This is a genomic window from Lederbergia citrisecunda, assembly GCF_018343695.1.
Classification (GTDB): Bacteria; Bacillota; Bacilli; order Bacillales; family Bacillaceae_C; genus Lederbergia; species Lederbergia citrisecunda.
Window position 1 is genome coordinate 1017634 of record NZ_JAGYPJ010000001.1, and the last position, 23868, is coordinate 1041501.

At 36.1% G+C, this 23868-nt stretch carries 17 protein-coding genes; 15 read left to right on the plus strand and 2 right to left on the minus strand.

Annotation, left to right across the window (positions count from 1 at the left end; translation table 11 throughout):
• The first annotated feature begins 196 nt into the window (after positions 1–196).
• The 9 genes from pgsA to cotE all read left to right on the plus strand — a co-directional run bounded on the left by pgsA (position 197) and on the right by cotE (position 9827).
• Positions 197–775, plus strand: a complete 579-nt coding sequence (gene pgsA / locus KHA93_RS05080) for a CDP-diacylglycerol--glycerol-3-phosphate 3-phosphatidyltransferase (RefSeq protein ID WP_213109740.1) — start codon at positions 197–199, stop codon at positions 773–775.
• A 26-nt stretch (positions 776–801) separates the two neighbouring features.
• Positions 802–2046 carry a competence/damage-inducible protein A gene (locus KHA93_RS05085; RefSeq protein ID WP_213109741.1) on the plus strand — a complete coding sequence of 415 codons (1245 nt, stop codon included), beginning with the start codon at positions 802–804 and terminating at the stop codon, positions 2044–2046.
• A gap of 259 nt (positions 2047–2305) precedes the next feature.
• Positions 2306–3358, plus strand: coding sequence for a recombinase RecA (gene recA / locus KHA93_RS05090; RefSeq protein WP_213109742.1), 1053 nt, complete (start codon positions 2306–2308; stop codon positions 3356–3358).
• Between the two features lie 269 nt (positions 3359–3627).
• Positions 3628–5190, plus strand: coding sequence for a ribonuclease Y (gene rny, locus KHA93_RS05095; protein ID WP_213109743.1), 1563 nt, complete (start codon positions 3628–3630; stop codon positions 5188–5190).
• Between the two features lie 82 nt (positions 5191–5272).
• Positions 5273–6073 carry a TIGR00282 family metallophosphoesterase gene (locus tag KHA93_RS05100; protein ID WP_213109744.1) on the plus strand — a complete coding sequence of 267 codons (801 nt, stop codon included), beginning with the start codon at positions 5273–5275 and terminating at the stop codon, positions 6071–6073.
• 145 nt (positions 6074–6218) lie between these two features.
• Complete coding sequence (gene spoVS / locus KHA93_RS05105) at positions 6219–6479, plus strand: stage V sporulation protein SpoVS (protein ID WP_213109745.1); 261 nt, start codon at positions 6219–6221, stop codon at positions 6477–6479.
• A 564-nt stretch (positions 6480–7043) separates the two neighbouring features.
• On the plus strand, positions 7044–8588 hold the full coding sequence (gene miaB / locus KHA93_RS05110) for a tRNA (N6-isopentenyl adenosine(37)-C2)-methylthiotransferase MiaB (RefSeq protein ID WP_213109746.1): 1545 nt from the start codon (positions 7044–7046) through the stop codon (positions 8586–8588).
• Between the two features lies 1 nt (position 8589).
• A complete protein-coding gene (locus KHA93_RS05115; RefSeq protein ID WP_213109747.1) occupies positions 8590–9018 on the plus strand; it encodes a YlbF/YmcA family competence regulator in 429 nt (142 codons plus the stop codon).
• 251 nt (positions 9019–9269) lie between these two features.
• The gene (gene cotE / locus KHA93_RS05120) at positions 9270–9827 is read left to right on the plus strand and encodes an outer spore coat protein CotE (protein WP_213109748.1); all 558 of its coding nucleotides are present in this window, start codon (positions 9270–9272) and stop codon (positions 9825–9827) included.
• Between the two features lie 50 nt (positions 9828–9877).
• Here cotE and KHA93_RS05125 read toward each other — a convergent pair whose 3' ends face one another.
• Positions 9878–10363 carry a GNAT family N-acetyltransferase gene (locus KHA93_RS05125; RefSeq protein WP_213109749.1) on the minus strand — a complete coding sequence of 162 codons (486 nt, stop codon included), beginning with the start codon at positions 10361–10363 and terminating at the stop codon, positions 9878–9880.
• A 69-nt stretch (positions 10364–10432) separates the two neighbouring features.
• On the minus strand, positions 10433–12529 hold the full coding sequence (gene pulA, locus KHA93_RS05130; protein WP_213109750.1) for a type I pullulanase: 2097 nt from the start codon (positions 12527–12529) through the stop codon (positions 10433–10435).
• Between the two features lie 241 nt (positions 12530–12770).
• Here pulA and glgB point away from each other — a divergent pair, with 241 nt between their 5' ends.
• The 6 genes from glgB (at position 12771) to mutS (ending at position 23847) form a co-directional block, all read left to right on the plus strand.
• On the plus strand, positions 12771–14687 hold the full coding sequence (glgB, locus tag KHA93_RS05135; RefSeq protein WP_213109751.1) for a 1,4-alpha-glucan branching protein GlgB: 1917 nt from the start codon (positions 12771–12773) through the stop codon (positions 14685–14687).
• Positions 14684–15835 carry a glucose-1-phosphate adenylyltransferase gene (locus tag KHA93_RS05140; protein WP_267917015.1) on the plus strand — a complete coding sequence of 384 codons (1152 nt, stop codon included), beginning with the start codon at positions 14684–14686 and terminating at the stop codon, positions 15833–15835. The genes glgB and KHA93_RS05140 overlap by 4 nt, the downstream gene beginning before the upstream one ends.
• A gap of 4 nt (positions 15836–15839) precedes the next feature.
• A complete protein-coding gene (glgD, locus tag KHA93_RS05145) occupies positions 15840–16946 on the plus strand; it encodes a glucose-1-phosphate adenylyltransferase subunit GlgD (RefSeq protein ID WP_213109752.1) in 1107 nt (368 codons plus the stop codon).
• A 29-nt stretch (positions 16947–16975) separates the two neighbouring features.
• Positions 16976–18400 (plus strand): glycogen synthase, encoded by a 1425-nt coding sequence (locus KHA93_RS05150; RefSeq protein ID WP_213109753.1) that lies wholly within the window; start codon positions 16976–16978, stop codon positions 18398–18400.
• Between the two features lie 40 nt (positions 18401–18440).
• Positions 18441–20843 carry a glycogen/starch/alpha-glucan phosphorylase gene (locus KHA93_RS05155; protein ID WP_213112778.1) on the plus strand — a complete coding sequence of 801 codons (2403 nt, stop codon included), beginning with the start codon at positions 18441–18443 and terminating at the stop codon, positions 20841–20843.
• Positions 20844–21273: 430 nt separating this feature from the next.
• Positions 21274–23847, plus strand: a complete 2574-nt coding sequence (mutS, locus tag KHA93_RS05160) for a DNA mismatch repair protein MutS (RefSeq protein ID WP_213109754.1) — start codon at positions 21274–21276, stop codon at positions 23845–23847.
• The last annotated feature ends 21 nt before the right edge of the window (positions 23848–23868 follow it).

Below are 23868 nucleotides of genomic sequence, written 5' to 3' on the forward strand. Positions count from 1 at the left end.
ATTGTTTTGGAGGGTACAAGTCTCTTGCAGGAAGGACGCGTCAATTGATATCCCGCAGGGCCAAAGGGATTCTGAGTCGTGTAATACCCGCAAAAAAGCGGTGCTTTAGCGGAAATCAACATGCGTTTTTTAAAAAGCTTTTTCACTAAAGTAAAAATATAATATTTTACGGTTTGTTGCTTAAGGAGGCATGAAAATGAACTTGCCAAATAAAATTACAGTTGCAAGAGTCATATTAATTCCGATTTTTTTAATTTTAATGCTTGTCCCCTTTAATTGGGGGAAGATAAGCTTGCCTGGTACAGAAATTGAATTAGCTCATTTTTTTGGAGCACTAGTATTTATTATAGCTTCAGTAACTGATTGGGTTGATGGCTACTACGCCCGCAAATATAATTTGGTTACGAATTTAGGGAAATTTTTAGATCCGTTGGCAGATAAGCTTCTCGTTTCCGCAGCTTTTATCGTACTTGTTGAAATGCAGCTTGCACCTTCTTGGATTGTAATTATCATTATTAGTAGGGAATTTGCTGTAACAGGATTGAGAATGATTTTATCTGGTCAAGGTGAAGTCGTTGCCGCAAATATGTTAGGAAAAATTAAAACATGGACACAGATTATCGCCATTTCACTTTTATTGTTACATAATGTATTATTTGAGGCGATAGGAATACCGCTTGATACAATCGCTTTATGGGTTGCATTATTTTTTACAGTTTGGTCAGGATATGAATATTTTTATAAGAATCGAGCTATATTTAAATATTCTAAATAAGCATTTTAAGAGAAAGGATCTGTTATATGAACGCTGAAATCATAGCTGTAGGTACAGAGCTCTTATTAGGGCAAATCGTAAATACTAATGCCAAATTTCTTTCGGAACAGCTTGCTGAAATTGGTGTAAATGTTTATTACCATACTGTAGTCGGGGATAATCCAACTCGACTTGAACAGGCCATTCAACATGCGGAGGATAGAGCGGATTTAATCATTTTTACTGGGGGATTAGGTCCGACAAAAGATGATCTTACGAAAGAAACAATAGCAAGACATATTGGGAAAAGCCTTGTACTTGATGATGATGCGATGCAAACGATAAATGCATACTTTCAGAAAACGGGCCGAACGATGACAGAAAACAATAAAAAGCAAGCTCTTGTCCTCGAAGGATCAAAGGTACTTCCAAATGAACACGGTATGGCACCAGGTATGTTTTTACATAATAAAACACATTCATATATGCTTCTCCCTGGTCCGCCTCATGAAATGCAGCCAATGTTTCGTAAATATGGCCGCATAGCTATAATGGATCAATTAGAATCACGTGAGAGAATTGAATCTAGAGTATTACGCTATTTTGGAATCGGAGAATCACAGCTTGAAGTAGAAATAGAAGATATACTAGATTCACAAACAAATCCAACTGTAGCTCCACTTGCGGGGGATAATGAAGTAACTTTACGAATCACTGCCAGACATCATTCAGAAAGTGAAGCTCAGAAAATGATTGATGTGATGGAGAAGAAAGTAAATGATAGAGTAGGTAAATATTTTTACGGATATGACGAAACTTCGATCATGAAAGAGCTGCTTAAAGTTTTGGAAGAGAAAAAACTGACGATTGCATGTGCAGAAAGCTTGACAGGTGGACTCTTTCAAGCTGAAATGACATCAATAGTTGGCGTTAGTACAATGTTAATTGGAGGAATCGTCTGTTATTCTAATGGTGCAAAAATTAAGCTTTGTAATGTAAAAAAAGAGACGATTGATGCATTTGGTGTCGTCAGTAAAGAATGTGCAATAGAATTAGCGGAAAATGTAAGAAGTATACTCGGTACAAGCATCGGTATTAGCTTTACCGGAGTAGCCGGACCTGATTCACTAGAAGGTCATCCAGCAGGAACAGTATGGATCGGTATATCCTTTGACAACAAACCTTCAAAGGCTTTCTTGCTTAACTTAGCTGGTTCTAGAAATGGCAATCAAAAGAGATCTGTTATGTATGGCTGCCATTATTTACTGCAAGAATTAAAAAATATCAATTAATAGAGAGCGCATATAGCGCTCTCTGATTCTTTTTAAAGAAAAGTAAAATCGTTTTTTTAAATGGTTAGCTTGTATTAAAAATCGTTTTTCCCATAAAGAAATATAAAATATAGGTATTTTTAATGCTTGAAAATAATCGAATAAATGTTCGCTTTTTGCTTGGCAAACGAAATGAAAACCTGTATACTAAAGTTAGCTCTTGATATGAAACACACACACATTTAATTGATAGAATATAAGTGTATAAGGAGGAAATTTAGTGAGTGATCGTCAGAAAGCATTAGAGATGGCTTTAAAGCAAATTGAAAAGCAGTTTGGTAAAGGGTCGATAATGAAGCTAGGTGAGCAGACGGATCGTAAAATTTCTACTGTTCCAAGCGGATCTTTAGCTCTTGATGTAGCTTTAGGAGTCGGTGGCTATCCACGTGGACGTGTCATAGAAATATATGGACCAGAAAGCTCTGGTAAAACAACTGTAGCGCTTCATGCAATTGCAGAAGTACAAGCAAAAGGGGGGCAAGCTGCATTTATCGATGCTGAACATGCTTTGGATCCTGTATATGCACAGAAACTGGGCGTTAATATTGATGAATTGCTGCTTTCCCAGCCTGATACTGGTGAGCAAGCGTTAGAAATTGCTGAAGCACTTGTACGAAGCGGTGCAATTGAAATTATCGTTATTGACTCTGTTGCAGCATTAGTGCCAAAAGCTGAAATTGAAGGGGAAATGGGAGATTCGCATGTAGGATTACAGGCGCGCCTAATGTCCCAAGCACTACGTAAACTTTCAGGTGCTATAAATAAATCAAATACAATTGCTATTTTCATCAATCAGATTCGTGAGAAGGTTGGAGTTATGTTCGGAAATCCGGAGACAACTCCTGGTGGCCGTGCATTGAAATTCTATTCATCCGTTCGCCTAGAAGTCCGCCGTGCTGAACAATTAAAATTAGGACAAGATATTGTTGGAAATAAAACTAAGGTGAAAGTAGTTAAAAATAAAGTTGCTCCTCCATTCCGGGTGGCAGAAGTAGATATTATGTATGGTGAAGGAATTTCTCGTGAAGGTGAAATCATAGATATGGGCTCTGAACTTGATATTGTTCAAAAGAGTGGTTCATGGTATTCGTATAACGAAGAACGCCTTGGTCAAGGTCGTGAAAATGCGAAGCAATTTTTAAAAGAAAATCCTGAGCTAAGAAATGAAATTATGTTTAAAATTCGTGAACATTACGCACTAGATGAAGAAAAAATTGCTCCACCTGAAGAGGAAGAAGACTCTCATGAAGAGTTTAGTTTATTAAATGATTAATTAGTTTAAGAGCAAAGCCAGTAAACCATGGCTTTGCTTTTTTATATGCCGAAAGCTCAACTTCTTTTATACCAGATTTAAAATAAACTCCATTTAAATGGTCATCCCTTGACAATGAAACGCCACAACTATAAAATTAACATGTATATTTTACATTTTTTTCGCATGAAATTTTTGAGCTTGGCTCTGTATATTGAAACCTATGTAACAATGTACCAGCCGACATGTTAAAAACATGATACAAGTTAATAGCAAGAGGGGGTGAATTTATGGATATTATCATAATCATCATCTCCAGTTTGCTTAGCCTTATCGTCGGTGTAGTTGTTGGCTATTTCATCTTTAAAACATTTGCTCAAGCAAAAATAGCAGGAGCTAGAGGATCTGCAGAGTTGATAGTGGAAGACGCAAAACGCGAAGCAGAATCTATGAAAAAAGAGGCCCTGCTAGAGGCGAAGGATGAAAATCATAAACTTCGAACTGAAACTGAACGTGAACTTCGGGATAGAAGAACCGAATTGCAAAAACAAGAAAATCGCTTATTGCAAAAGGAGGAGAACCTCGACCGGAAAGACGAAACTCTTGACAAGCGAGAAAATATGCTTGAAAAGAAAGAGGAATCTCTTAATGAAAGACAACAACATATTGAAGAGATGGAAAGCAAAGTGGATGAGATGATCCGCAAGCAGAAAAGTGAGCTAGAACGCATTTCAGGCTTGACTCGTGATGAGGCAAAATCGATTATTTTATCGGGTGTCGAAAAGGAATTAGCTCATGAATCGGCGCTTATGATAAAAGAAAGTGAAATGCGTGCGAAGGAAGAAGCGGATAAGAAAGCTAAGAATATTCTTTCCCTTGCCATTCAGCGTTGTGCAGCAGAGCATGTTGCGGAAACAACTGTATCCGTAGTGAATCTGCCTAACGATGAAATGAAAGGCCGAATTATTGGTCGTGAAGGCCGAAATATTCGGACACTTGAAACATTGACAGGGATAGATCTCATCATAGATGATACACCAGAAGCTGTCATTCTTTCCGGTTTTGACCCGATTAGGCGTGAAACTGCTCGAATTGCATTGGAGAAGCTTGTTCAAGACGGCCGTATCCATCCAGCACGCATTGAAGAAATGGTGGATAAAGCAAGACGGGAAGTAGATGAACACATTCGTGAGATCGGTGAACAAACGACTTTTGAAGTAGGAGTTCATGGGTTGCATCCTGATTTGATCAAAATTCTCGGACGCCTGAAATACCGGACAAGCTATGGGCAAAATGTTCTGAAGCATTCCATGGAAGTAGCATTCCTATCGGGACTTCTTGCAGCTGAATTGGGAGAGGACGAAACACTTGCCCGCCGCGCAGGACTGCTCCATGATATCGGTAAAGCGATCGACCATGAAGTAGAAGGAAGCCATGTTGAAATTGGTATTGAGCTTGCTACGAAGTATAAAGAGCATGCTGTCGTCATTAATAGTATCGCTTCTCACCATGGTGACACTGAGCCTACATCCATTATTGCAGTTCTTGTAGCTGCAGCAGATGCTTTATCAGCTGCTCGACCAGGCGCGAGAAGTGAGACATTAGAAAATTATATTAGACGCCTTGAAAAATTGGAGGAAATCTCCGAGTCTTATGAAGGAGTCGAAAAGTCTTTTGCCATCCAAGCTGGTAGAGAAGTTCGCATTATCGTAAAACCGGAACAAATCAATGATTTGGAAGCACATAGACTTGCACGCGATATCCGTAAAAGAATTGAGGATGACCTCGATTATCCTGGTCATATCAAAGTTACAGTCATTCGCGAAACAAGAGCTGTTGAATATGCAAAATAAGCAGTGTGTTATCACACTGCTTTTTTGTGCCTATGATGATAAAATAAAGATTGTATGAACTTAAGTTAGAAAGGGATTTATTATGGATATATTATTTGTTGGCGATGTAGTTGGATCACCTGGTAGGGAGATGATAAAAGATTATCTCCCAATGTTAAAAAGAAAATATCGACCACATTTAACAATCGTGAATGGAGAAAATGCAGCAGGTGGAAGAGGGATCACGGAGCAAATTTATAAACAATTTTTAGAAGCAGGGGCAAATGTCGTCACTCTCGGAAATCATGCGTGGGATAACAAGGACATTTTTGAATTTATCGATACAGCAAAATATTTAGTAAGACCAGCCAATTTTCCTGAAAGTACTCCCGGGAATGGTTTAGTTTTTATAAGAATAAATTCTCTAGAGGTCGCCGTCATAAACCTGCAAGGAAGAACCTTTATGCCTCCACTTGATTGCCCATTTAAAAAAGCGGATGAACTTATTGCGCTAGCAAAAAAGCGAACAAATATAATATTCGTTGACTTCCATGCTGAAGCGACAAGTGAAAAGCAAGCAATGGGATGGTATTTAGACGGAAAAGTGTCAGCGGTAATTGGTACTCATACACATGTTCAAACAGCAGACAATCGTATTCTCCCAAATGGGACTGCATACATGACAGATGTTGGGATGACAGGACCATATGACGGAATACTTGGAATGGAAAAAGAAGCAGTTATAAAAAAATTCCTTACAGCACTTCCTGCTCGTTTTGAAGTACCTAAAAGCGGAAGGAAACAACTTAGCGCATGCTTAATTAATGTAGACAATCAATCTGGGATGGCCATGCGCATAAAACCTATTTTAATAAATGATGATCAACCAATGCAGTTTGAATAAATACTAATCTTGTTTCTCTTGTCATGTGTTTTGGACAAACCGGAATAGTTCATAAATTACCTGAATATAGTAACAATGGAAAGGTAAACTGCGATTGACAGTGACAAGGCAATCGTTATGGGGAAATGACAAGGAGGAACAAGAAATGGAAATATTAAAAGTTTCAGCAAAATCTAACCCAAATTCCGTGGCGGGCGCGCTGGCAGGTGTTCTCCGAGAAAGAGGCAACGCAGAAATTCAAGCGATTGGGGCAGGGGCATTGAATCAAGCAGTGAAGGCAGTAGCGATTGCAAGGGGATTTGTCGCCCCAGGTGGTGTTGACTTAATTTGTATACCTGCTTTTACAGATATCATGATTGATGGAGAAGAAAGAACGGCAATTAAGCTCATTGTCGAACCTAGATAAAGAAAAAATGCGAAGGCGTCTGTTCTTCGAAGTACACGGCTACAGGCAATGGAAGTATAGACGTTGAAACACCCAGTGTTTTTAGTTGGCGATCCTTATTCGTTCTTTATCTTTACTTGGGGTTGATACTAAAAGTTTGTACGTGGCTGTCTGCACTAAAAGTAAACTTAAAGTGTACTGGCAAAGCAAAAATGCAAAATCGGACTTGATTGCCTTTATCGCAATCAAGTCTTTTCGAATTTTATGCAACAAAAGTTTCCTTATGTTGTATTCAAAAATAAAAGGCTATATACTAGTAGAATGGATACATTTAAGAGAAACACATTTTCGTTCAGAGAAAAGAAAAAATGAACATTTTTAAGGCCAATATTTTTGAATAAAGCTTTCACTAGCTAGCTCCAGCGCCTATCGACTAGCAAACTTCCACTGTGATAAGTTAACATCGACTAGTTCAATGTCGTGTATCCTTTATCCTTAAGGCATAGGACACGAAGTTTGTACGACAATGGAAAAGGCGCTTGCGCTTTTCTAAATGATTTTGTTATAAGAAGAAAGGGGATTTTCATGAACGAGAAACAACGTTTAGAGAGTCAACAAATCAATCAATCAAACAATCCATCCCCGAAAAAGGAAAAGGATTATAGTCAATATTTTCAATCAGTATACATTCCTCCTTCCATGAAGGATGCAAGACGGCGTGGAAGAGAGGAGATTAATTACAATATTGATTTTGAAATAGATGAAAAGTATGAAGGTATGGGCACGGGCAGAAAATTTTATATTCGCACTTACGGCTGCCAAATGAATGAACATGATACAGAAGTTATGGCAGGAATCTTCATGGGTTTAGGGTATGAAGCTACCGACACAGTCGAAGATGCGGATGTCATTCTGCTTAATACTTGTGCCATCAGGGAAAATGCTGAGAATAAAGTATTCGGTGAACTTGGCCATTTGAAATCTTTAAAATTAGAGAAACCGGATTTACTATTAGGTGTTTGTGGATGTATGTCGCAGCAAGAGTCTGTTGTCAACAGAATACTAGAAAAGCACCAATTTGTTGATATGATTTTCGGAACACATAATATCCATCGTCTTCCAGAAATTTTACATGAAGCGTATATGTCAAAGGAAATGGTTATTGAAGTGTGGTCCAAAGAAGGAGACGTCATTGAAAATTTACCGAAAGTCCGTAGAGGTAATATTAAGGCTTGGGTAAATATTATGTACGGCTGTGATAAGTTTTGCACGTATTGCATCGTTCCATTTACAAGAGGGAAAGAGCGAAGCAGACGACCAGAAGAAATTATCCAAGAGGTTCGCCAATTAGCGGCTCACGGTTATAAAGAAATTACCCTACTGGGACAAAATGTGAATGCGTATGGAAAAGATTTTAAAGATCTCGATTACCGATTTGGGGATTTAATGGAAGATTTAAGTAAAATCAATATTCCAAGAGTCCGCTTTACGACAAGTCATCCTCGTGATTTTGATGATCATTTAATAGAAGTGCTTGCTAAAAGAGGAAATATGGTTGAGCATATCCATCTACCTGTTCAATCCGGTTCGAGTGATATATTAAAAATCATGGGACGCAAGTATACGCGAGAGCAGTATCTTGAACTAGTAAGAAAAATTAAAGTTGCCATTCCAGATGTTTCACTTTCAACAGATATTATTGTCGGGTTTCCAAATGAAACAGATGAACAATTTGAAGAAACGATGTCTCTATACCGTGAAGTAGGCTTTGAAATAGCGTATACGTTTATCTATTCACCTAGAGAAGATACTCCTGCAGCAAAAATGAAGGATAATGTTCCGATGGAAGTGAAAAAAGCACGTCTACAACGTTTAAATGAGCTTGTAAATCAATTGTCTCGTGAAGCGATGAAAAAATATGAAGGTGAAATTGTAGAAGTACTCGTTGAGGGAGAAAGTAAAAATAATCCAGAAATTCTTTCAGGCTATACTAGAAAAAACAAGCTTGTTAATTTTAAAGGACCAAAATCTGTAATCGGCCATTTAGTTAAAGTTAAGATCAATGAATGTAAAACATGGACATTAGATGGCGAAATAGTAGAAGAACTCGAATCAGTTGAGGTGATATAACATGGGGAAATACACGAAAGATGATATATTGAAACAAGCCCATGAATTGGCAAAAATGATTGCAGAAACGGAAGAGGTTGATTTTTTTAAGCGGGCTGAAGCTCAAATTAATGAAAACCAAACCGTTCGAGAAATGATAGCCAGCATTAAAAGTCTACAAAAACAAGCTATCAATTTTCAACACTACGGGAAAGAAAGAGCATTGCAATTAACAGAAGAAAAACTTGAAAAGCTAGAAGCGGAGATAGACGAAATACCAATTGTACAGGAATTTAAACAATCACAAATTGATGTAAATGAGTTGCTACAAATGGTTTCATCCGCCATATCTAATAAAGTGACAGATGAGATCTTGATTTCCACTGGCGGTGACTTGCTTACTGGAGAAACAGGATCAAAAATAAAATATAGTGAATCAAGCTGTTCATAAGATTATAGGCCATTATCCAATTTGGATAATGGCTTATTTTGTTTTGGATAACTTTTAATTAGTGGGGGACAGGAATTATCGCATTTTAATGAGCCCAAATCATTGAAATAAGCACTAGATCTTAAACAAAATCCATCGCTTTACATACAATATCGTAGATAGACCTAGTGAATAAGCCTTCACGTAATAAGCACATTCGTCTAGAGAAATGCATACGATGAAGGGAAAATGAATGAGGAGGGTTCGCTCGAATGGCAGAATATAGAGAAATAATAACAAAAGCGGTCGTGGCGAAAGGAAAGAAATATACAAATTCCAACAATGCGATTACGCCGCAGCATCATCCTTCGAGCATTTTAGGCTGCTGGATTATCAATCATAAATATGAAGCGCGCAAAATCGGCAAAAAAGTCGAGGTAAGCGGTTCTTTTGATATGAATGTTTGGTATTCCCACCATGATAACACAAAAACATCAGTAGCAACGGAGAGAGTCGAGTATAAAGATGTGATAGACCTGCACTACCAAGACCCAGATTTCTTAGATGATAAAATAGTGTCGGCTCGAGTTCTCCAACAGCCTAATTGTTTAGAAGCGGTGATTTCTAAAAAAGGAAATAAGATCATCGTAAGCAATGAAAGAGAATTTCTAGTGGAGGTCATTGGAGAAACAAAAATTGTAGTAAGTGTTCACCCAGAAGAACGCCCAAGTGATGATGATGAAGATGAGGATTGGACAGAAGAACTAACCGATAACGAATTAGCTGAGGAAATTAATCCAGACTTCCTTGTCGCGAATGAAACAGAATAAGATCCGGGAAGAGCATCTTCCCGGTTTTTTCTTTGCCAACATAATGATAGTTACACTTTTAAGACCATTCTTACAGTATTAAGAAAATACCCATAAAATTCCTCTGAAAACTCTGAAACGAATTCAAATCCTTTTGCACGATAAAATGTTAAGCCAATGCTATTATCTTTTTCCACATTAATATAAATTTCTTTTGCTCCGGCTAAAGTAGTTATCCCCTTTTTTAATAATGCGGTTCCTATCCCTTTTCCTTGGTATTCTGGATCTAAATAAATCGCTGTTAACTCCGTTTTTCCATCCTCATTTACAGTAGAAAAATTGGCAAATCCAACTATTTCACCATCTACTTCTGATACAAAAATAGTAGAATGTTCTAATCGTCTTTGCAACATTTCATCATTATATGCCGACCTTAAAAACATTTCTTGTATTTCAGTAGGTATAATACCTCTGTATGTGTCATTCCAACTAATTATAGCGATTTCTTGTATTTTTGAAATATCTTCTTTTTGCATTTCTCGAATTGTAAAATCCAATCTTATCAGCCTCACATTCAACCAGACATTTTGTAACTATAAAAAGTTGTATTTTCAAGGATGAATCCATTATCGAGATTTTATTAATACAATTAACTCATAAGGACTAATCAAAAAAAATTCACCATCGACATCGTGATTAGCCCTATTAAAATCATTTGTAGCTATTATTTTCCACAAACCAGGTGAAGGCAATTGCAGTTTGTAGTTTTCGTTAGTCGGATTAATATAAATAGAAAAATCTTCATCATTCCCGAATAAGATATAGCCGAATATAGGTTTAGGCACATTTAATAAATGGAATCTTCTTCTAATCTCTTCTTTCGTCCTTAAACGAAAAACTTCATATTGTCTCCTTATTGCTATTAGATTTCTAATAAAATGAATGTTTGCTTCTTCTTTTTCTCTTTTCTTCCAATCCAATTGATTGATTGCGTCACCGGAAATATAACTGTTTTCAATGCCTTGTTTTGTTCTAAACCATTCTTGGCCAGCATGAATAAATGGTACTCCTTGGCTTAATAATACCATTCCAGTAGCAACTAGATGCATTTTTTTCCTTATTTCATCATCTTCGTGGCCGTTTGTTAATATCAACCTATCCCAAAGAGTATGATTATCATGACATTCCACATAATTGATAGTTTGCTCTACATTCGATACAAAAGGCTGACCTATTTCTTCTAAAATTGTCCCTGTTACAAGCTCGGGAAGACGCTCAATGAATCGTCCACCACCATTTACAAAGCCAGTATCTTCTACATTAAATACATTACCTTTTATCGAGTCTCGAAAATAATCATTGAAAAAACAAATACCTTTTAAGTTATGAGAATTTCTTGAAGTTGCTTTTTTTTCAGGAGGGAGTGAAGTTTCAAGCTCCCAACCTTCCCCTAGGAGTAATATATGGCTTGGTTCTTTTTCACAACGGGTCACGATATCATTCATGGTATCAATATCAATGGCTCCCATTAAGTCAAATCTGAAGCCGGACACTTGATACTCTGTAAGAAAAAGGTCAATAGAATCAAGAATCAATTTTCGAACCATTTTTCTTTCCGTAGCTAGTTCATTTCCAACTCCAGTGCCATTACTTAAACTCCCATCATCGTGATAGCGAAAATAATATCCTGGAACAAGTTTTTCTAAAGGAGATTGTTCCATTATGAATACATGATTAAAAACGACGTCAAGAATGACGGAAAGGCCTTCTTGATGGATAGTATTAATCATTTTTTTACATTCATTGATCCTAGAAACAGGATCGTGAGGTAAAATAGAATAGCTTCCTTCCAAAGATTGGAAATATAGTGGATCGTATCCCCAATTATATTGATCCTTTGGTTCTAGTTCGTTTACACGAGCGTAGTCGTTGATAGGCAAAAGTTGAATATGTGTACACCCTAATTCTTTTATATAAGAAAGTCCTGTGGAATAACCATTTATTGTTGTTGATTCTAATTCACTTAAACCAAGGAATTTCCCTTTATTTACAATGCCGCTATCAGAATGAATGGTTGCATCTCGAACGTGTAATTCATAAATAATGGCATCCTGTAAATAATGAATTGAAGGTCTTTTCACTATGATTGGATCCGTTTTGGAGAAATCAATGACAACTCCTTTTTCGCTATTGGCAAGCATCGATTTAGCATAAGGATCATTCACACGCATTGTTTTGCCATATGCCGTTATTTCATATTCATAGGCAAAACCATGACAATTTCCCTCCACTTGACACGTCCATACCCCGTTACTTTGTCGATTTAACTTTTTTGACATATTATTTAAATATAATATTACAGACGTAGCTAAAGGAGTCCATATTGAAAAATAGGTTACGTCATTGTTGCAATAAACTCCAAGTACTTCTTCAAATGCAGCATACGTCTCATCAAACCATGGAGTTCGAACAATTCCTCTTGGGTAGACGGGAAATGATTCGTCACCCCAAATTAATGTTAATGTTTCACCCATTGGCAGTATATCTGAAAAACTAAAATTTACAGCTGATGTGTTCGTTACATTCTCGATTGTTATTGGAAAATATTTATCCTCTTCTTCCCAATAAATGACAGGGGATTTGTTGTCCTTAAGGGATGTAATTTTATTTGTTTTTAAAGTTAAAAGATGAAGATCATCTATCCACGCTACATTTGTTTCCACTAAAGACACTCCTTAAAAGCTAGGTATTTGCAGTATATGTTTTTATCCTCGTTTACGTAATTCATACGTCTATGAATATGAATATTACACACTAAAAACATAGTTATATTTAAATAATTTAATCGACAAACCCATACATTATTGAATAAAACTCTCAGAGAACTGTCGAAGGAATCTTAGGTAAAACCATTTGATTGTCTCCTATAATAAAGGTGTTATAGCAGTGAAAGGAGCCAGCATATTGTATTTCAACATAACCGAGGATGACATTTTTTTATTTCATCAAGGAACTCATTATCACAGTCAACAAATTTTGGGGTGCCACAATATTCAGTGGGAAGGGAATGAAGGTTATAGATTTGCTGTATGGGCACCAAATGCGAAAAAAATATATGTTATCGGAGATTTTAACGAATGGAATGGAGAGCAACATCCATTAGTTCGAATTACAAATGAAGGAATATGGGTAGGTTTTTTTACAAATATTCCACTCGGAACTCCTTATAAATACAAAATTGTCACAGAAAATAATGAAGTTCTTTTTAAATCGGATCCCTTTGCACTTCAATCCGAGCTTCGCCCAGCAAATGCATCATTAATATGTGAGCCTTCGACCTATGAGTGGAATGATTTTGATTGGCAAGAGGCAAAGCTAGAATTTCAACCATTTTCATCTCCAATATCTGTGTATGAAGTACATTTAGGGTCATGGAAAAAGAAAAAAGATGAGAAATTTTATACATATTGTGAACTTGCAGATGAGTTGATTCCTTATGTAAAATCCTTAGGTTTTACCCATATCGAGCTGCTTCCGCTTGCGGAACATCCTTTTGATCTTTCATGGGGATACCAAATTACTGGATATTTTTCTGTTACATCGAGATACGGTTCTCATAATGATTTTAAATACTTTATTGATATGTGCCACCAAAACGGGCTTGGGGTGATTATCGATTGGGTGCCTGGACATTTTTGTAAAGATGATTTCGGACTTCGAGAATTTGATGGTAAGCCCATCTACGAATATCAAGATTCACGTAAAGCTGAAAAGCGATCGTGGGGAACATTAACTTTTGACTTTGGTAGACCAGAGGTTCAATCTTTTTTAATTTCAAATGCATTATTTTGGCTTGAAGAATACCATTTAGATGGCATTCGTGTAGATGCTGTAGCAAGCATGCTTTACCTCAATTTTGATCGATATAATGGTGAAGAAAAAATGGTTAATTCATACGGAGGAGAAGAAAATCTTGAGGCATATGCATTTATTCGTAAATTGAATGAAGTTGTATTTTCTTTTCATCCATCCGTTTTGATGATGGCAGAGGATAGTTCTGATGTGCCGCTCGTTACATCACCAGCCTATTTAGGTGGTCTAGGGTTTAATTATAAATGGAATATGGGCTGGATGAACGATATCCTGAATTTCATGAAAAAAGATCCTATCTATAGAAAATGGCACCATCATCTACTGACATTTTCGTTCATGTATACACATTCAGAAAACTTCTTACTTCCGTTATCCCATGATGAGGTTGTCCATGGGAAAAAATCATTGCTAGATAAAATGCCGGGGGATCAGTGGCAGCAATTTGCCAATTTAAGATTACTTTATGGCTATATGTTCGTCCATCCTGGTAAAAAACTGCTTTTTATGGGTAGTGAGTTTGCCCAGTATGCAGAATGGAAGGATCAAGAGCAATTAGATTGGCATTTACTTGAATATCCGTTACATAATGGGATTTTCCATTATGTAAAATCTTTAAATCATTTTTATTTACAAAATCCTGCACTTTACGAATTAGATCATCAAACACAAGGATTTGATTGGATCGATCCTCATAATATCGATCAAAGTACCATTGTATTTAGACGCTGTGGAAAAAGTCAAAATGAAGAATTAATTATTATTTGTAATTTTACTCCAAATGTTTCATATGACTATAAGGTTGGCGTTTGCATGCCTGGAACTTATAAAGAGATATTTAATTCGGATGCATCAGAATTTGGTGGATCAGGACAGTTAAATAAAAGTCCTCATTATAGTATTCCTAATAAATGGCACGGATTGCCACAACACATAAAAATTAAAGTACCCCCTTTAGCTATTACCGTTTTTAAACGTGAAATAACTACAATTGAGGAGGAAGTAAATTGAAGGAATGTGTAGGTATGCTTTTGGCAGGTGGAGAAGGCAAACGGTTAGGAACATTGACAAAGGAAGTGGCAAAGCCAGCAGTACATTTTGGTGGAAAATATCGCATCATCGATTTTACTCTAAGTAATTGTACGAATTCAGGTATTCACACTTTAGGTGTTATGACTCAATATTCTCCGCTGGAATTAAATAAACATATTGGGAATGGGAAACCGTGGGATCTACATCGACAAGATGGTGGAGTGACAATTCTTTCTCCTTATACTGCTCAGAGCGGTGGCAGCTGGTATTCTGGTACAGCAGATGCCATTTTTCAAAATATCCACTTTATTGATCAACATGACCCTGAATACGTCCTTGTTATTTCCGGAGATCATATTTACCAAATGGATTATAACGCATTGCTTAATGAGCATAAGCGTTTAAAAGCAGATGTAACAATTTCCGTTATTACAGTTCCTTGGGAGGAAGCCTCTCGGTTTGGGATATTAAATACAACGGATGATTTAAGAATATATGAATTTGATGAAAAGCCAAAAGAGCCAAAAAGCAATTTAGCTTCAATGGGAATTTATATGTTTACATGGAAAACATTAAAAACATATTTAATGGATGATGCTAAAAACAAATATTCGAGCCACGATTTTGGGAAGGATATTATCCCGGCTATGCTAATGGATCATCGACGCCTTTATGCATATCGCTACTCCGGTTATTGGAAGGATGTTGGAACAGTTCAAAGTTACTGGGAAGCCAATATGGACTTATTAGATGAAGATTGGAGCTTGTCATTAACAAATAAGAACCACAGATTGTATTCGAATGACTCTGACTTTCCACCACAATTTATTGCTGAAAAAGGAAAAGTAAAACATTCCCTCATTAATTCTGGATGCTGGGTGTTTGGAACAGTTGAAAATTCTATATTATTTCAACACGTTGTAATAGAAGAAGGAAGCTATATTTACCAATCAATATTACATCCTGGGGTGAAAGTGGGGAAAAACTCCATTTTGGAACGTGTAATTGTTATGGAAAATGTTGAGATCCCTGAAAATACTTATATACGAATTGGAAATGATGAAGAACCACTTGTCATTGATGAAGATAAATTATATGAAATGATTCATGAAAAAAAGGAGGCGTAGGTTAATGAACACAATGATGGGATTAATTAATTTGGAACATGAGCATCATTTCTTTCATGAATTAACGTATTTTCGAAACGGAGCATCTGTTCCTTTCGCAGGTCGCTATCGGTTAATTGACTTTGCTCTTTCTAATATGGTGAATTCAAATATAGAAGAGGTTGCAATCTTTACACGCAGTAAATACAGATCTCTAATGGATCATCTCGGAACAGGTGAAAATTGGGAATTGGACCGAAGAAATGGTGGTTTATTTATCCTTCCACCTGACTGGAACGACCCATCTGATATTTCAAAAGGCGATTTACAATTTTTCCATAATAACCGCGACTATTTTCATAGAGGAAAGTCATCTTATGTACTCATTAGTGGAAGCCAATTTATAGCTAATATGGATTATAAAGAGGCTTTTGCTTATCATCTAGAGCGGAATGCGGATGTAACCCTTATTTCAACAAGGTTAGAAACGGAGCAGCCGGAACATGAGCGTTGTTTACGTATTGAAGTTGATGATTTAGGATGGATTAACAATATAACGAGTGAGAGAAAAAATCCACTTTTGTTTACAGGCATTTACATTATCAATAAAGATATTTTGATGACTTTGATTGACAAGTGTATTGCTCATCATCAAGATTATTTTTTTGCTCATGGCATCATGGGAAATATATCTAATTTAAAGATACAAACATATGAGTATAAGGGATATAGTGCATACATCAATTCCATTGAAAGTTATTATCGTCATAATATGAATCTATTAAATGATGAAAATTACAAAGCTTTATTTTATAAAAAACCGTTTGTACGCACAAAGGTTGGAAGTTCACCACCTGCTACATATCGTGACGGAGCAAATGTAAAAAAGTCGTTACTTGCAAACGGCTGTGTCATTGATGGAGAAGTAGAAGGAAGTATTCTATTTAGAGGTGTAAAGATAAAAGAGGGAGCGAAAGTTAAGGATTCTATTATTATGCAGCGCTGTACGATAGAACCAGGAGTGTACTTGGAAAATGTCATTCTCGATAAAGATGTTCATGTAAAAGAAAACCAAAGATTCATAGGTTCAAAAGATAAACCGTATGTCGTAGCTAAAAGAAAAGAAATGTAAGTCGTAAAGCCGGATGAAGGAGACAGTATATGAGAAATGTATTATTTGTTGCATCAGAATGTGCTCCATTTATTAAAACAGGTGGATTGGCTGATGTCATTGGTTCGTTGCCTCAAACATTGAATGAAAATGAACGAGTCGATGTTCAGGTGATACTTCCACTATATGACGAAATATCTGATGAGTGGAAAGATCAAATGGACTTTTATACTTCCATCCATGTTCCGCTTGGTTGGCGTAATCAAGAGGCTAGACTATATACGTTAAGATATAATCACATCACCTATTATTTCATTTCAAATGATTATTATTTTTCACGTAAAGGTGTTTATGGCTATTACGATGATGGTGAACGCTTTATCTTTTTTAGTCAAGCTGTAATAGAAGCGTTAAATCATCTTAAAAGAAAACCACATATTCTTCACGCCCATGATTGGCAAGCTGGAATGGTTGTTGCCCTTGCGAAAATAATTCAGCCCATCAAAGATTTAAAAACCGTATTTACCATTCATAATTTAAAATATCAAGGTGTCATGCCAATCGAAACTTTTAATGATTTTTTTCAATTACCTGCCGAGCATATTGCAGGAATGGAATGGAATGGTATGTTAAATTGCTTAAAAAGTGCCCTTTTTCATGCCGATACGATTACAACAGTAAGTCCTTCGTATGCAGAAGAAATCAAAGATCCTTATTACGGAGAAGGACTCCATCCAATATTAATAGAAAGAGCTGGTGATTTGGTGGGGGTCCTGAATGGAATCGATGTAAAAGAATATAATCCATTAATAGACCCAGCCCTTTCAGTAAAATATCGTACCTCCAGAGCTAGAAAAACGGAAAATAAATTGATTCTTCAGGAGAGACTTAGTCTTCCGATTAATGGTGAGCGGCCTTTATATATAATGATTACAAGACTTGATGAACAAAAGGGTCTCCACCTTGTTCAGCATATTTTAGAAGATTTTCTTCAAGAGGACATTCAATTTATTATATTAGGAACAGGCAATGAAGAGTTTGAAGCCTATTTTGCTGACCTTGGCCATCGTTATCCTGAAAAAGTAGTATCATTATTGACATTTGATGAAAACTTAGCGAGACAGCTATATGCAAGTGCTGATTTCCTTATCATGCCTTCTAAGTTTGAGCCTTGTGGTTTAGCACAACTTATAGCTCTGCAGTATAAAACAGTTCCAATAGTTCGTGAAACAGGGGGATTAAAGGATACAGTACAGCCTTTTAATGAGATAACCAATGAAGGGAATGGATTTAGTTTTCCCCATTACAATGCTCATGATCTTTTAGCTGTGTTACGTTATTCGTTAACGATTTATCGTAATTCAGATCACTGGGCTTCTCTTATTAAAAATGTGAATAAAAGTCAATTTAGCTGGAAAAAATCAGCTCAAGAATATGCGAAATTATATGATGGTTTAGTCATGGAATATGCATAAGGAGGTGATGGCCGGCTTGCCTCAATTTACGGTTGATGAAATGATAGAGAAAATTAAGCAAAAAATTCGGATGGAAATAGGAAAAGATATAAAAGCCGCTTTAAATAGAGAAGTGTATGATGCGCTAACATCGATACTTAATGAAGAAATCAATATCCATTGGGAAAAAACGAATAAAAAATATAAAGAAATAGAAAGTAAACAAGTTTATTATGTGTCGATGGAATTTTTAATCGGTAGATTACTTGAAAACAATCTACTTAATTGCGGATTACTAGATATTACTAATGAAGCGTTAATTAAACTTGGATTTAATCCTGAAGTAATTTATTCAATGGAACGTGATCCCGGTCTGGGCAACGGAGGATTAGGCCGCTTGGCCGCTTGCTTTCTTGACTCCTTGGCTTCACTTCAATATCCGGGTCATGGCTATGGAATAAGATATAGATATGGCCTATTTGAGCAACGGTTTGTCCATGGAAATCAAATTGAACTTCCTGATTATTGGTTAAATGACGGATATGCATGGGAAGTGAGAAAAGCAGAAGAAGCAGTCTGTATTCATTTCAATGGAATAGTTCATATGTTTAAAAAGAATGATGGCAATCTCGAATTCAAATATGAAAATACTGATAAGGTTATGGCCATCCCTTACGATATACCGATCGTAGGTTATCAAAACAATGTCATTAACACATTGCGTCTTTGGAGTGCAGAACCACTTTTACATGAAAAGAATGATTCTAGCAATGAAGTGAATCACTATCACGACCTTGGTCATCAACACTCCATAGAGCAAATTTCTGGTTTTTTATATCCAGATGACTCCAATTATGAGGGAAAACTACTACGTTTACAGCAACAATATTTTCTTGTTTCTGCGAGCATTCAACACATTATTCTAAATTTCAAGCGAAATCATTCTTTATCCTTGTTTCATTTGTCCGAAAAAGTAGTCATTCAAATTAATGATACACATCCAAGCTTAGCCATTCCTGAACTGATGAGAATCCTTATGGATGATGAAGGATTTGGCTGGGAAAAGGCTTGGGATATAACATCACGAGTGATTGCATATACGAATCATACAACTTTGAGTGAAGCTTTGGAGACATGGCCAAAGGAGATGATAAGGCAGCTCCTCCCTCGTATTTATATGATAATTGATGAGATTAACGAACGATTTTGTAAAAACATTTGGTATAACCATCATCATCTTAGAGAGCATATTCCAAAGATGGCGATCATTGCTGATGATCGAATACACATGGCTAGATTGGCCATCGTAGGCAGTTTTAGTGTGAATGGGGTTGCAAGAATTCATACTGAGATTTTGAAAAACAAAGAAATGAAGTATTTTAATGTTATGTTTCCAGAACGTTTTAATAATAAGACGAATGGAATTACTCACCGAAGATGGTTGTTAAAAGTGAATCCGGAACTTTCACATCTGATTACTGATATTATCGGCCCTGAGTGGATTAGGCGTCCGAAACAGCTCATTAGCCTTTTAAAATATACAAAAGACCATTCTTTTTTAGAGAAATTTGATCATGTAAAACAGAAAAATAAACAATCATTAGCAAACTTAATCCATGAACGCACAGGGATCATAGTAGACCATCAGTCGATTTTTGATGTACAAATAAAAAGACTGCACGAATATAAACGACAGCTTCTAAATGTATTTCGGATTATAAACGTATACAATGAAATAAAAAACAATCCAAATCTTGATATGATACCACGTACATTTATTTTTGGTGCCAAGGCTGCACCAAGCTATCATTTAGCCAAAGAGGTCATTAAACTGATCAATAAGGTTGCGACGATGGTCAATTACGATCCGGATATTCGCGGGAAAATAAAGGTAATCTTTCTAGAAAATTATAATGTAAGTCTTGCTGAAAAAATTATCCCTGCTGCTGACATTAGTGAACAAATTTCAACAGCAAGTAAAGAAGCATCAGGTACTGGCAATATGAAAATGATGATGAATGGAGCATTAACTGTTGGTACATTGGATGGAGCGAATATTGAAATTAAAGATGTAGTTGGAGACCAAAATATATTTATCTTCGGATTATCAGCCGAAGAGGTTATTCATTTTTATCAAAATAGTGGATATAACTCCATTGATATTTATCACACAGATGATAGAGTAAGACGAATATTGGATCAATTACATGGTGGTGAATTTGGCACTCATGAAATTGAATTTAAAGATATATATTATAATATTCTCTCCAATAATGATCCTTATTTTGTGTTAAAAGATTTCGAGCCGTTTATTGAAATCCATGAGCTTGTAGAACAAGCCTATCGTGATCGATGGACATGGCTGCAAATGAGCGTAACCAATATCGCTCATTCCGGTAAATTTTCAAGTGATCGGACGATCCAAGAATACGCTTCAGAAATATGGAAAATAAAACAAGTGTAAGGAAGCTATCATGATGGGTAGCTTTTTTTTTGAGTAAATTGTTTCATAGGCAAGTATTATAGGTGAAAGTAGAATAAATTTGGACAGAAGTTGCTAAAAAACATGATTATTAAATAGTGATTTAACGAGTAAAAATCAGATATTGAGCCTCCATTCACTTACAATGATCATAATTCATGTAATAATTCTCAAATTACATCATTCCATGCACAAATATATATCGATACTTATCTCATTCAAAAAAAATTTTACTCATCAAGTATTTTCGATTTGGAAGAATCTTTGAAATAGATTTCTTACAATTTTGTAGAAATAAGTAGAAGTTTTTCTCGACATAGGATGGATCCATCCATAAAAAAATGAAGTGTCTTCAATGATTATGTTATACTAATCGAGATAGAGGTTTTGAACGGAAAGGAATTATGTACAAATGAGTCAATATACGCCAATGATTCAACAATATTTGCGAGTAAAGGCAAATTATCAAGATGCCTTTTTATTTTTTCGACTAGGAGATTTTTATGAAATGTTCTTTGACGATGCATTAAAGGCATCACAGGAACTAGAAATTACGTTAACTAGTAGAGAAGGAGGAACGGAAGAGCGCATTCCAATGTGCGGCGTTCCGTATCATGCAGCTGCGGGATACATCGAGGTGTTAATCCAAAAGGGTTATAAAGTGGCCATTTGTGAACAAACCGAAGACCCAAAGCAGGCAAAAGGTGTTGTTCGGCGTGAAGTTGTACAACTCATTACTCCTGGAACCGTTATGGAAGGTAAAGGGTTATTAGAGAAGGAAAATAATTATATTTCATCTTTTACAATGTTTGATGAAGTAACTTTTGGAATTGCCTATACTGATTTATCAACTGGTGAAAGTAAAGCAACCATCTTAACGGGCACTCACGAGGTATTATTAAACGAATTATCTACAATCGGGATGAAAGAAGTTGTAGTAGATTCAAATTTAGACAGTGAACTTAAGAAGAAAATAACAGACCGCATGAATGTGATTATTTCCATTGAAGAAAATATAGAAAATGATAATGAATTTAACAATATAATAACTAGGCTTTCAAATGAGAAGCTTAAAACAACTGCATTCCGACTCCTTCATTATTTAAAGAAAACTCAGAAGAGAAGTTTGGACCACCTGCAGGCTTTTTCTGAATACGAAATCAATCAATATATGAAGCTTGATTATTATTCAAAAAGAAATCTAGAGTTAACAGAATCGATAAGAGGAAAAGGCAGTAAAGGAACATTATTATGGCTGTTGGATGAAACGGTAACGGCCATGGGTGGAAGAATGCTGAAGCAATGGATTGATCGTCCTTTAATAAACGAAACACAAATTGTCAGAAGACTGGATCTAGTTGAAACAACTTTACATCATTATTTTGAACGTCAAGAGCTTCGTGAGTTGTTAAAAGGAGTATACGATCTCGAAAGACTCTCTGGACGTGTAGCTTTCGGAAATGCAAATGCACGTGATTTTATTCAACTTAAAAAATCCTTAATGCAAATTCCTGCCATTGTATCATTAGTTAAACAGCTAAATCAGAGTGAAGCCCAAAGATTAGTAGATCAATTGGATCCATGTGAAGATTTAACGGAGCTACTTGAAAAATCGATTATTGACCATCCACCTCTTACGATCAAGGAAGGTGGAATCATTAAGGATGGTTTCCATAAAGAATTGGATACATATAAGGATGCAAGTCGAAACGGAAAGCAATGGATTGCCGAACTTGAAAAAGAAGAAAAACAAAAAACGGGAATCAAATCGTTAAAGGTCGGCTACAATCGGGTGTTTGGCTATTATATAGAAGTGACTCGTGCAAATGTCCATTTGTTAGAAGAAGGTCGCTATGAGCGCAAACAAACATTAGCGAATGCAGAGCGCTTCATTACACCTGAACTTAAAGAAAAAGAAGCTCTTATTCTTCTGGCAGAAGAAAAGTGCATTGATCTTGAGTATGCATTATTTATGGAAATTCGTGAAACAGTTAAAACATATATACCAAGAATTCAACAAGCAGCCAAAATCATCAGTGAATTAGATGTGTATCAAAGTTTTGCGACTGTTAGTGAGACACGACATTATGTTAAACCAATTTTTAATAATAAACGACAAATTCATATAACAAACGGACGGCATCCCGTTGTTGAGAAAGTAATGGGTTCTCAAGAATATGTACCCAATGATTGCTTGATGGACTCTGAGCGTGAAATGCTCCTTATTACTGGTCCTAATATGTCAGGAAAAAGTACATTTATGAGACAAATTGCATTAACAGCGATTATGGCACAAATAGGCTGCTTTGTCCCTGCAGAAAAAGCCGATATTCCTATATTTGATCAAGTATTTACGAGGATAGGCGCCGCAGATGATTTAATTTCTGGACAAAGTACCTTTATGGTGGAGATGCTAGAAGCAAAAAATGCAATTGCAAATGCAACGAAAAATAGTTTAATTTTATTCGATGAGATTGGTCGAGGTACCTCCACTTACGATGGAATGGCACTGGCACAAGCAATTATCGAATATATTCATGATAGAATTGGCGCCAAAACACTTTTCTCCACTCACTATCACGAATTGACAGTACTTGAAGAAATGCTCGTTCAACTGAAAAACATCCATGTAAGTGCTGTGGAACAGCAAGGAAAATTAGTTTTTCTTCATAAGGTAAAACCAGGGCCAGCGGATAAAAGCTATGGTATTCATGTTGCAGAACTTGCTAATCTTCCTAAAGAACTAATTGCCAGAGCTACAGAAATTTTAAGAGAATTAGAGAATGAACAATCAAGGGACACCAAAAATGTAGATAATCGTGAACATGTAAACGAACAACTTGCTTTATTTGCTGAACCCACAAAGAGCAAATACTCAGACCATGAACGTAAAATTCTTGATGAGTTACGCCAATTGAACATTATGGATATGAATCCAATGCAGGCGATGAACAGCCTTTATGAAATACAAAAAAAGTTAAAATAATGATTACGGAAGGAGGCAGGG

Excerpts from the sequence above, each read along its gene's own strand:
- pgsA (WP_213109740.1), top strand. The coding sequence starts at position 197 with ATGAACTTGCCAAATAAAATTACAGTTGCAAGAGTCATATTAATTCCG.
- KHA93_RS05085 (WP_213109741.1), top strand. The coding sequence starts at position 802 with ATGAACGCTGAAATCATAGCTGTAGGTACAGAGCTCTTATTAGGGCAA.
- rny (WP_213109743.1), top strand. The coding sequence starts at position 3,628 with ATGGATATTATCATAATCATCATCTCCAGTTTGCTTAGCCTTATCGTC.
- KHA93_RS05100 (WP_213109744.1), top strand. The coding sequence starts at position 5,273 with ATGGATATATTATTTGTTGGCGATGTAGTTGGATCACCTGGTAGGGAG.
- spoVS (WP_213109745.1), top strand. The coding sequence starts at position 6,219 with ATGGAAATATTAAAAGTTTCAGCAAAATCTAACCCAAATTCCGTGGCG.
- miaB (WP_213109746.1), top strand. The coding sequence starts at position 7,044 with ATGAACGAGAAACAACGTTTAGAGAGTCAACAAATCAATCAATCAAAC.
- KHA93_RS05115 (WP_213109747.1), top strand. The coding sequence starts at position 8,590 with ATGGGGAAATACACGAAAGATGATATATTGAAACAAGCCCATGAATTG.
- cotE (WP_213109748.1), top strand. The coding sequence starts at position 9,270 with ATGGCAGAATATAGAGAAATAATAACAAAAGCGGTCGTGGCGAAAGGA.
- glgD (WP_213109752.1), top strand. The coding sequence starts at position 15,840 with ATGAACACAATGATGGGATTAATTAATTTGGAACATGAGCATCATTTC.
- KHA93_RS05150 (WP_213109753.1), top strand. The coding sequence starts at position 16,976 with ATGAGAAATGTATTATTTGTTGCATCAGAATGTGCTCCATTTATTAAA.
- KHA93_RS05155 (WP_213112778.1), top strand. The coding sequence starts at position 18,441 with ATGATAGAGAAAATTAAGCAAAAAATTCGGATGGAAATAGGAAAAGAT.
- mutS (WP_213109754.1), top strand. The coding sequence starts at position 21,274 with ATGAGTCAATATACGCCAATGATTCAACAATATTTGCGAGTAAAGGCA.